Here is a 10,100-nt window from a genome sequence, read left to right on the forward strand (position 1 = left end):
GCCCCGCGCCCCGCCCCCGTTCCTCGACCTCGCGCCGGAAGACGCGCATCCGGATCGGGCAGGTCGCCGTCATCCTGCTCGTCATCGCCGTCTGGGCGCTGGTCCACCGGCTGGGGCTGCTCAGCGAGAACGTCCTGCCCTCGGTCGGGGCCGTGGCGGTCGAGATCGTCACGGTGTTCGTCTCGCCGGAGTTCTGGGCGAGCCTCGGCTGGACGCTGGGGAGCGCGCTGATCGCCCTGCTCATCGCGCTCGCGGTGGGGGTGCCGGTCGGCCTGCTGCTGGGCATCACGCCGGCCGTGCGCCGTGCGACGCAGGTGATCTTCGACTTCGGGCGCTCTTTCCCGATCATCGCGCTGATGCCGCTCATGGCGCTCGTGCTCGGCACGAACCAGGTGATGGAGATCACCCTGATCACGATCGGGCTCGTCTGGGCGATCGTCACCCAGGCGATCGACGGCTCGCGACGGCTCGATCCGGTGATCGCCGACACGGTCAGGGCGTACGGCATCGGACGCGGGCTGCGCTTCTGGAAGGTGGTGCTGCCCAACGCGGCGCCGTATCTCGTCACGGGCCTGCGCATCGCGGCGACCGCCGCATTGCTGATCGCCCTGGCGATCGAGCTGCTGGCCATGCTGCCCGGCCTCGGCGGCCAGATCGCACGCGCGCAGCAGTATCAGGCACCGGCCCTGGCGCTCGCGTACGTGTTCTACGCGGGCGTCGTGGCGATGATCCTCAACATGCTGCTGTGGCGTGCCGAGGCGGGACTGCTGGCCTGGAGCAGAAGGGCGGTGGCGCGATGAACGCGGTGGTGCGACGGGCGCTGTCCGTGCTGGAGCAGATCTGGCTGCCGATCCTGCTCATCGCGATCTGGTGGGTGGCCTCCGAGGGGAGCACTTCGCTGTACTTCCCGCCGTTGTCGAAGATCTGGGCGACGACGATCGAGCTGTTCGCCAACGGCCAGATGATCGTCTACATCGGCGTCAGCCTGGGCAACATCGTCGCGGGGCTGCTCATCGCGAGCGTCCTCGGTGTGGTCGTCGGCGTGACCATCGGTCGGATGGAGACCCTGCGTCAGATGGTCGACCCGCTGCTGCAGTTCTTCCGCGCCGTGCCGCAGACGGCACTGATCCCGATCCTCATCGGTGCGCTGGGGGTGGGCATCGCCCCGAAGATCTTCATGATCGCCTTCGCGTGCTTCTGGCCCATCCTCCTCAACACCATCGACGGCGTGCGCTCCATCGATCCGCAGGCGGAGGACATGTCCCGGGCCTATCGGATACCGCTCTGGCTCAGGATCCGCGGCATCATCCTGCCGGCGGCGATGGCGCAGATCATCGCCGGTGTGCGGGTGGCGCTGGCGATCTCGGTCGTGGTGATGGTGGTGAGCGAGTTCTTCGCATCCACCACCGGCATCGGCTACTTCATCCAGAGGTCGAGCAACGCCTTCGCCTTCGCAGACGTCTGGTCCGGCGCGATCGTCATCGGTGTGCTCGGCTACCTGCTCAGCGAGCTGTTCCGGCTCTACGAGCGCATCACCCTGCGGTGGTACTTCGACTCCGCCGCCCTGGCGGAGGAGGGCGGCGTCCGCGGAGGCCGCACGCTGCGCAGACGGCTCTCGGACCTGACCGGTTCCATCGGCACGCTCAAAGTGAGGACCAAGCAATGACCCAGACACTGGACCGGAGCGCCCCGGGACGGCCCGAACGGCTGCGGCAGGCGTTGTCCGTCGAGGCGATCAGCAAGACGTACGGCGATCCGCCGAACGAGCACGTCGTGCTCCAGGAGCTGAGCGTGCGCATCGAGCCGGGCGAGGTCGTGAGCATCGTCGGTCCCTCGGGGGTCGGCAAGACGACGCTGTTGCGCTGTCTTTCGGGGCTCATGGCGCCGACGTCGGGTCGGGTCACCTACGGGGATCGCGAGATCGCCTCGCCCATCCCCGAGGTCGGCGTCGTGTTCCAGGACTACAGCCGCTCGCTCCTGCCGTGGATGCGCACCCGGGAGAACGTCGCGTTCCCCCTTCAGGGCCGCGGCGTGAAGAAGGCCGAGCGTCTGGCCATCGCCGAGGAGAAGCTCGCCGCCGTCGGTCTGAACGTGGGCCGCAAGTACCCGTGGCAGCTCTCCGGCGGTCAGCAGCAGCGCGCGGCCATCGCCCGGGCGTTGGCGTATCAGGCGGAGATCCTGTTGATGGACGAGCCGTTCGCCTCCGTCGACGCGCAGACGCGTTTCGAGCTCGAGGACCTCGTGCTCGACCTGCGCCGGAGACTCGGGCTCAGCCTCGTGGTGGTCACCCACGACATCGATGAGGCCGTCTACCTGGCCGACCGGGTGGTGGTGCTCGCGAAGAGCCCCGCCCGCGTCGTCGACGTCGTGCAGATCCCGTTCGGGGAACAGCGCGACCAGATCGAGACGAAGGCCGATCCGCGGTTCACCGAGGCGCGCAGCAGGATCCTGGACGAGATCCTCCACTGAGCCCCGGCCGACCCGGGGGCGCGGATCGGTCCGCGTCCCCGGGCAGGCCCGCCACGCCCTCTAAGAGGTCAGCCATTCCGTGTAGCGGTCGGTCATCTCCTGGTAGAGCTCGGCCCGGTTCTCCGCGTCCGACCAGATGATGTCGGTGTGCTCGGGGGCGTTCGGCAGCGCCGCGATCTCGTCGTCCGTGAGGAAGTCGAACGCGGCCGAGTTGGACGGCCCGTAATCGGTGCGGCGGGAGAAGTCCGCCTGCAGCTCGGGGTCGGCGAGCAGCTCGGCGAGGGCGAACGTCGCCGCCTGGTTCGACGCGCCCGTCGGCACGACGAAGGGGTTCGCCTCCACCAGCGCCTGGTACCACGACACCGTCACCTCGACGCCGGCGTTCTTCAGCGCCGCGTACTGGCCGTTCGGCGCGAAGGCGATGGACGCCCCCTCGGAGGTCAGCAGCTGCTGCACCTGCGGGTACTCGGTGTAGAAGACCATGTCCGGCTTCAGCTCGTCGAGCTTGGCGACGGCCCGGTCGAGGTCGAGCGGGTAGAGGTCCTCCGGGGCGACGCCGTCGGCGAGCAGCGCGGCCTCGAACATGAAGTCCGAGTACTCCCCGGGCACGGCGCGCTTGCCCGGGAACGTCTCGGTGTCCCAGAAGTCCGCCCAGGTCTCCGGCCCTCCGCCGGGGAAGGCGTCCGCGAGGTAGCCCTGCGCGTATCCGATGATCGGCGTCGCGATCGTGAACTCGGCCGCTGCGGCATCGAGCTGATCAGAGCGGGGGATCCCCTCCGGCAGCGGCACGAGGTTCTCGGAGTAGAGCACCACCTCCGACATGCCGGTCATCATCGTGTCGTAGTCGCCCTCGCCGCCCTCGAGCATCTCGTACTGCACGCTGGCCGACATGATCGTCGGGACCACCTCGACGCCCGTCTCCTCGGTGAAGGGAGCGAAGAAGATGTCCTCGAACGCCTCGTTGGTGGAACCTCCCCAATCGGCCCAGACGATCTGTCCCGACAGCGCCTCGTCGGAGGAGTCCGCGGCGGGCGTCGTGGCGGCGCAGCCGGTGACGGCGACCCCGGCGACGAGCACCGCTCCGATGATCGATCCTCGTCGTGTGCGATGACTGAGCATGGATGTGACCTCTCTATCTTGGATCCATTTACTGGATGATAGGATCCAGTTGTTTCCATGGGGTGACGCGACCGTTGCCATCGACCACGCTCTTGGGGCGGCCGCATCGCCTGAGAGCATCGCTGAGAGGCGGAGTACCGGATGGCCAGGAGTGTGCCCGAGTCGCTTCCGTTCGGCGTCGATGAGTACGAGGGCAGGCACACCGCGCTCCGTGTCGCGATGGGCGCGGCGGGCGTCGACGTGCTGGTGGTGACGTCCCCGGCGAACCTCTGCTACCTGACGGGCTACGTCGCGAGCTGGTACGCGCCGAGGCTCCCGATCGGCGTGATCGTGCACCGCCTCGCCGGCGAGCTCATCCTGGTCGACTGGACGCGCCACGCCGACTACATCCCGCTCACCGCGATCCACGACGAGGCCGAGCTCGTCGACTATGGCACCGCTCCGGCCGAGCTCGTGAGCGCCCTCCGCCGCCGCGGCTGGCACGAGGGCACGGTCGGTCTCGAATGGTTCGCACCGAACCCGGCGGGCGGGATCGTGCAGGCCGTGTCGGAGGGTCTCCGGGCGCTCGGGACGGAGGTCGTCGCCGGGGACTACCTCGTCGACGACCTCCGGCTGTACAAGTCGGAGGCGGAGATGGCCAAGGTGCACGAGGCCGCGCGCCTGCTCGACGAGTCGTTCCTCGCTCTGCAGGAGGAGCTGCGGCCGGGGATGACCGAGCTGCAGATCGCCGCCCGCATCACGGCGCTGCTCGCCGACCGCGGCTCCGAGGTCGCCGCTCAGCACGCCCTCGTCTCGTCGGGCCCCACCGCCTGGGCCGATGTGCACGCCTTCCCCTCGCGTCGCGAGATCCAGCGGGGCGAGGTCGTCTCCGTGGACGCGAGCGCCGTCGTCGATCGCTACCACGTCAATCTCTGCCGCTCGTTCTCGATCGGCACGTGGAACCCCGCCGCCGCGGGGTATCTGGAGGCGGGGGAGGCGAGTCTGGCCGAGCTGTGCCGCACCGCACGGGTCGACGAGTCCCCGAGGCCGGCGATGGCCGCCGCGGAGTCGCTGCTGCGCTCGCGCGTGCCCGATGAGAACATCTGGTGGGTGGGCGGCTATGCGCTGGGGATATCGTTCCCGCCGAGTTGGGTCGGACACACATACCTCGCCGACGACGGACCCCGGCCCGTGCGGCTCGGGGTCGGCTACGTCTCGAACTACGAGACGATCATGTTCGACCGCCGGGAGCGGTTCGAATCGGCGGCGATCGACACGGTCGTCGTCTCCGAGACGGGCCTCGCGCCGCTGTCCGCCATTCCGCGGGGCCTGCTGCCCGCGGGGTGAGCGAGACGGTCGGCCGGGGCGAGGAAGGAGAGAGGATGGCGCTGTCGATCCAGGACGAGGAGATCCTGCGCACGCGGATACGCCCGCTCGTCACGCCGGAGCTGCTCGCGCGCGCACGCGTATGTCCGTATCCGCCGTACGATCCCGACATCGCCGAGGTTCTCGACTTCGTGCGGCGCAATCCGGACCCCGATCGCCCGCGCTATCTCATCGTGCGTCTGCCGGACGGCTTCGCGGTCGCGGTGCGCTCGCCCGCGCCCGGATCCCCGCCCGCGCCGGTCGACGAGGGCCGTCATCCCGACCGCGACGCGGCGGAGCACGCGGTGCTGGAGCGGCGGCTGCGAGACTACGGGGTGGAGTGGTAGCCGCTCCGCCCGTAACGTCGGGATACATTATTTGCTATCTTGGATCCATAAAGTACGGAGAGGCCCGGTGCGACGCGCGTCCGCTCTCCCCGATCCCGGGAGGTCCCGCATGACCGAGACCCCGTCCATCTGGCCGGCACCCGCCACCACCCTCATGGGCACGCGGCACTCCGCCTCCAGCGGCCACTATCTCGCCTCCTCCGCGGCGTTCGCGATCCTCGAGGCCGGCGGCAACGCGATCGACGCCGGCTGCGCCGCCGGCATGGCGCTGGCGGTCCTGCACGCCGACGAGGTGAACTTCGCCGGCGTCGCGCCCATCATGATCCGCATGGCGGACGGCGAGACGGTGAGCCTGGACGGCCTCGGCGTCTGGCCCCGCCGCATCCCGGCCGACCTCTTCATCACCGAGCACGGCGGCACGATCCCGCCCGGGCTCCTGCGCACCGTCACCCCCGCCGCACCCGACGCCTGGATCACGGCCCTGCGCGACTATGGCACCATGGGCTTCGCTCAGGTCGCGGACGCCGCGCTTCGACTGGCCCGCGACGGCTTCGCCGCCCACTGGCTGCTCGTCGACGGCATCGAGAAGCGGCAGGCGGGCTATCGCAAGTGGCCGCAGAACGAGGAGATCTATCTGCCCGGCGGTCGTCCGCCGCGGGTGGGGGAGCGATTCGTGCAGACCGATCTCGGCCGCACGATCCAGACGATGATCGATGCCGAGGCGGCCGTGCTCGCCGCCGCCGACGACCGGCGGGCGGGACTGGAGGCCGCGCGCGCCGAGTTCTACGAAGGCTCCATCGCGGAGCGGATCGTCGCGTACCACGAGGCGAACGGCGGCTACCTGCGCGCGGACGACCTCGCCGAGTTCCGGTCCCGCTACGAGCCGGTCGTCGCCGTCCGCTGGCGGGACGTCACCCTCTACACCTGCGGCGCGTGGTGTCAGGGGCCGATCCTCGGCGAGGCCCTGCTGATCCTCGAGAGGATCGGCATCGACGGCGTGGCGCACAACGGTCCGGAGTACGTGCACACCGTGATCGAGGCGCTCAAGGCCGTCTTCGCCGACCGTGAGCACCACTTCGGCGATCCCGAGTTCGTGGACGTGCAGCTGGAGCGCATCCTCGGCGAGGAGCACGTCGCCGCCCGTGCCGCCGGGATCGATCCCGAGCGTGCCTATGACGGACTGCCGCCCGCGCTGTTCGGGCGGTCGCAGGACCTGCCGGAGGCCATCAGCGCCGAGGAGGTGCGTCATATCGGGGAGGGCGGCACCAGCTACGTCTGCGTCGTGGACCGATGGGGCAACGCCTTCTCCGCCACGCCCTCGGACGGCGCCTCGACGTCGCCGGTCATCCCCGGCACGGGCTTCGTGCCGTCGCTGCGCGGTCTCCAGTCCCGCCCCGACCCGCGTCACCCTTCCGGCGTCGCCCCGGGGAAGCGTCCCCGCCTCACCCCGAACCCCGCCATCGCGGTACGCGACGACGGCAGCGTGCTGCCGTTCGGCTGCCCCGGAGGCGACATGCAGGTGCAGGCCATGCTGCAGGTGTTCCTGAACGTCTTCCACTTCGGCATGGAGCTGCAGGAGGCGGTCAACGCCCCGCGCTTCTCGACGTGGAGCTTCCCGAACTCCTTCGCGCCCTTCGACTACCTCGCCGCCCATGTCTTCCTGGAGGACCGGTTCGACGAGGCGGTGTACGAGGAACTGGAGCGGCGCGGGCACGACGTGCGACGCTGGCCGTCCTACACCCGCGATGCTGCGGCGGTCGAGGCGATCTATCTCAACGCCCGGACCGGATTCCTCGAGTCCGCCGCCGATCCGCGCCAGCCCGCGCAGGCGGTGGTCGCGTGACCGGGGCCGTGATCTTCGTCGCGCCCGTCGTGACGATGGATCCCGAGCGGCCGGACGCCGACGCGTTCGCGGTCGCCGGCGACCGGATCGTCGCCGTCGGCACCCTCGACGAGGTGCGGGCGATCGCGCCCGGCGCGCGGGAGGAGGCGCTCGATGGCACGGTGCTGCCGGGGCTGATCGACGCGCACATGCACATGGAGCGCGCGGGGCTCAAGGCCCTCGTGCACCTCGACGACGGCGACGGCGTCGACCGGTACATCGAGGCGATGCGCGACAGCTTCGACGACGACGGCCCGACCGACCCGTCGCCCGAGGACCGCGTGCGCGCGCTCGAGCGGGTGCAGCCGCTGCTGCACGCGCTCGGCTTCACCGGGATCGTCGACCCGGCGGTGCGGATCGAGGAGATGCGCGGCTACCAGGAGGCGCACCGCCGCGGACGCCTCACGATGCGCACGGTCGCCATGCCCTACCTCGAGATCGGATCGGAGGCGACGCCCGACGTCGATGCCGTCATCGCGCACCTCGACGGCACCGGCGTCTCGACCGGCTTCGGCGACGAGCTCCTGCGCATCGGGCCCATCAAGGTGTACCTCGACGGCGAGGCGCTGAAGGGGGAGGCGCTGCTCGACGAGCCGTGGGACGCATCCGGGTTCCGTGGCAGGCAGCGCATCTCCGACGAGGACTTCGCCCGCCTGGTGGCGTGGTGCGCGGCGCACGGATGGGGCGTGGGCACCCACGCGGTCGGCTCCGCGGCGATCGCCCTCGTCGCTTCGGAGTACGAGAAGGCCGGCGATGCCGTGCGCGAGCGCCGTTTCCAGTTCATCCACGCCTACCTCGAGACGAGTGCCGAGAGCATCGCCTCGGCGGCGCGCTCAGGCGCGATCGCCTCGCTGCAGCCGTCGATCATCTGGCACAACGGGTCGGGTCTGCGCGCGAAGCTCGGAGAGAGAGCCGAGCGCGCCAATCCCGTGCGCAGCTGGCTCGACGGCGGCGCGACCGTGGCCTTCGGCTCCGACGGGCCGTTCTTCGCGTTCGACCCGCGTCATCTCATGTGGCAGGCGGTCACCCGGCGCGTCGCGGGGGAGAGCGAGCCGCTCAGCCCGACCGAGGCCATCACGGTGGAGGAGGCCCTCGCCGCATACACCACGGGTGCCGCGGTCGCCGCGCTCGCCGACCACCACCGCGGCATGATCCGCCCCGGCCACCTCGCCGACTGGGCGCTGTGGGGCGACGATCCGCGCCGCGTGCTCCTCGACGACCTGCGGCGGATCCCCGTGCTCCGCACGGATGTCGGCGGCCGCACCGTTCACACGCAGGAGAGAGCATGACCACGACCGACACCGCTTTGCACACCTGGTCGGCCCGCGACCTCGCCGCGGCGATCGCCGCGCGCGACGTCTCCGCGGTGGAGGTGATGCGCGCGCACCTCGACCGGATCGAGGAGCTCGACGGCCGCATCGGCGCCTTCGTGTCGCTCGTGCCGGAGTCGGAGGCCCTCGCCATGGCGGAGCGGGCGGATGCGGCCGTCGCGCGCGGCGATCGGCTGGGCGTGCTCCATGGCCTGCCGACCGGCGTCAAGGACCTCATGGACGTCGCCGGGCTCCCGACGTCGCAGGGGTCGGCGGCGTACGCGTCGGAGCCGCCCGCCACGAAGGACAGCGTCCTCGCCGAGAACCTCCGCCGTTCCGGCGCGCTCATCATCGGCAAGACGAACACGCCCGAGATCGGCCTCGGCACCCTCACCTTCAACCCCGTGCGCGGCGTCTGCCGGAACCCCTGGGACCTCACCCGCCACGCGGGTGGATCGAGCGGGGGAGCGGGCGCCGCGGTCGCCGCGGGGATGCTGCCGATCGCCGACGGCTCCGACAGCGGTGGCAGCATCCGCTATCCGTCGTCGTTCTGCAACACGGTGGGTCTGCGCCCGACGCCGGGGATGGTGCCCTCCGGGCGCAAGGGGAACGGGTGGGAGCCCCACGGCGTGACGGGGCCGATGGCACGCGACTCCCGCGACACGGCGCTCATGCTCGCGGGCATCGCCGGGCACGATCCGCGCTGGCCCCTGTCGTGGGTCGATGACCCGCGTGCGCTCGCCGACCTCGACCGGCTCGCGCCGACGCGGCTGCGGCTCGGCTGGAGCCCCGACGTGGGCGGCCTCCCGATCGATCCCGAGGTGCGCCGTGTGCTCGCCGAGGCGCGTCGATCGCTCGAAGACGCGGGCGTCACCGTGGTCGATGTGGAGCCCGACCTCGACGGAGCCGACGAGGCATGGCAGGCGATCGAGATGTTCGGGTTCGCCGGCGACGCGCGACCGCGCTTCGCCGAGGGACGCACGGGCTTCCGCGCCGACTACCTGCGCAACGTCGAGGAGGGGATGGCGCTGTCCGCCGCGGAGCTGATGGACGCCTTCGCGCAGCGCACGGAGCTGTTCCGCCGCACCGCGTCGGTGCTCGAGCAGGTCGACGCGGTCGTCTATCCGGCGACGCCCGTCGCGGCGCCCCCCGCCGCGGTCGAGTGGGTCGACGAGGTCGACGGCGTGCGGTTCGAGCGGTACTTCCTCTGGCAGCGGGCGGCCTGCCGTCTGACGGTCACCGGGCATCCCGTCCTCGCGACGCCCGCCGGCTTCACCGAGGGCGGTCTTCCGGTCGGCATGCAGCTGGTCGGCGCCTCCCGTCGCGATGCGCGGCTGCTGGCGATCGGCGCCGCGATCGAGGACGTGCTCGGCCTCGTCGCGCGTCGGCCGACCTTCTCGGCCTGATGCGAAAGCCTCCCCGGAGGGGGAGATCTCGCCTCCTTCGTCGGTCGTCAGCGACCCCGGCCGCTGACCCGAAAGTCTCCCCGCCCCGGTTCTGGTGGTCAAGTCCTTTGAGGTGGTGTACGGATCGGTCTCGTGATTCTTCGTGGGGTTACGCGGTGAGGGCTCGGTAGTCGGGTTCGGGGACCTCCTCTGGGTTGGGTTCTGGTTCGCCGACGCGGCGGGC

Annotated in this window: 9 protein-coding genes; 8 read left to right on the top strand and 1 reads right to left on the bottom strand. The window is 70.8% G+C overall.

The genetic code is table 11. From position 1 onward, the window contains the following. The 3 genes from GVL03_RS18345 to GVL03_RS18355 form a co-directional block, all read left to right on the top strand. Window positions 1-800, top strand: an 800-nt coding sequence (locus GVL03_RS18345; protein ID WP_159502458.1) for an ABC transporter permease, incomplete at its 5' end; no start/stop codon positions are given. After that, on the top strand, window positions 797-1,666 hold the full coding sequence (locus tag GVL03_RS18350; protein ID WP_159502459.1) for an ABC transporter permease: 870 nt from the start codon (window positions 797-799) through the stop codon (window positions 1,664-1,666). The genes GVL03_RS18345 and GVL03_RS18350, both read left to right, overlap by 4 nt. Then, complete coding sequence (locus GVL03_RS18355) at window positions 1,663-2,469, top strand: ABC transporter ATP-binding protein (protein WP_159502460.1); 807 nt, start codon at window positions 1,663-1,665, stop codon at window positions 2,467-2,469. The genes GVL03_RS18350 and GVL03_RS18355 overlap by 4 nt, the downstream gene beginning before the upstream one ends. 60 nt (window positions 2,470-2,529) lie before the next feature. On the opposite strand, the gene GVL03_RS18360 is transcribed toward GVL03_RS18355, so the two are convergent. After that, window positions 2,530-3,588, bottom strand: a complete 1,059-nt coding sequence (locus GVL03_RS18360) for an extracellular solute-binding protein (RefSeq protein WP_159502461.1) — start codon at window positions 3,586-3,588, stop codon at window positions 2,530-2,532. 141 nt (window positions 3,589-3,729) lie between these two features. Here GVL03_RS18360 and GVL03_RS18365 point away from each other — a divergent pair, with 141 nt between their 5' ends. The 5 genes from GVL03_RS18365 to GVL03_RS18385 all read left to right on the top strand — a co-directional run bounded on the left by GVL03_RS18365 (window position 3,730) and on the right by GVL03_RS18385 (window position 9,877). Next, window positions 3,730-4,914, top strand: coding sequence for a Xaa-Pro peptidase family protein (locus tag GVL03_RS18365; protein WP_159502462.1), 1,185 nt, complete (start codon window positions 3,730-3,732; stop codon window positions 4,912-4,914). A 35-nt stretch (window positions 4,915-4,949) separates the two neighbouring features. Further along, window positions 4,950-5,279 carry a hypothetical protein gene (locus GVL03_RS18370; protein WP_159502463.1) on the top strand — a complete coding sequence of 110 codons (330 nt, stop codon included), beginning with the start codon at window positions 4,950-4,952 and terminating at the stop codon, window positions 5,277-5,279. Between the two features lie 109 nt (window positions 5,280-5,388). Further along, a complete protein-coding gene (locus GVL03_RS18375; protein WP_159502464.1) occupies window positions 5,389-7,122 on the top strand; it encodes a gamma-glutamyltransferase family protein in 1,734 nt (577 codons plus the stop codon). Further along, window positions 7,119-8,450, top strand: a complete 1,332-nt coding sequence (locus GVL03_RS18380) for an amidohydrolase (RefSeq protein ID WP_159502465.1) — start codon at window positions 7,119-7,121, stop codon at window positions 8,448-8,450. The genes GVL03_RS18375 and GVL03_RS18380 overlap by 4 nt, the downstream gene beginning before the upstream one ends. Continuing rightward, window positions 8,447-9,877, top strand: a complete 1,431-nt coding sequence (locus GVL03_RS18385; RefSeq protein ID WP_159502466.1) for an amidase — start codon at window positions 8,447-8,449, stop codon at window positions 9,875-9,877. The genes GVL03_RS18380 and GVL03_RS18385 overlap by 4 nt, the downstream gene beginning before the upstream one ends. Window positions 9,878-10,100 lie beyond the last annotated feature (223 nt).

The sequence above is a fragment of the Microbacterium sp. 18062 genome, assembly GCF_902706225.1.
Taxonomy (GTDB): domain Bacteria; phylum Actinomycetota; class Actinomycetes; order Actinomycetales; family Microbacteriaceae; genus Microbacterium.

Bases quoted from the DNA above. Each gene is read 5' to 3' on its own strand.
- GVL03_RS18365 (WP_159502462.1), top strand. From the start codon at position 3,730: ATGGCCAGGAGTGTGCCCGAGTCGCTTCCGTTCGGCGTCGATGAGTAC.
- GVL03_RS18375 (WP_159502464.1), top strand. From the start codon at position 5,389: ATGACCGAGACCCCGTCCATCTGGCCGGCACCCGCCACCACCCTCATG.
- GVL03_RS18355 (WP_159502460.1), top strand. From the start codon at position 1,663: ATGACCCAGACACTGGACCGGAGCGCCCCGGGACGGCCCGAACGGCTG.
- GVL03_RS18350 (WP_159502459.1), top strand. From the start codon at position 797: ATGAACGCGGTGGTGCGACGGGCGCTGTCCGTGCTGGAGCAGATCTGG.
- GVL03_RS18360 (WP_159502461.1), bottom strand. From the start codon at position 3,588: ATGCTCAGTCATCGCACACGACGAGGATCGATCATCGGAGCGGTGCTC.
- GVL03_RS18385 (WP_159502466.1), top strand. From the start codon at position 8,447: ATGACCACGACCGACACCGCTTTGCACACCTGGTCGGCCCGCGACCTC.
- GVL03_RS18370 (WP_159502463.1), top strand. From the start codon at position 4,950: ATGGCGCTGTCGATCCAGGACGAGGAGATCCTGCGCACGCGGATACGC.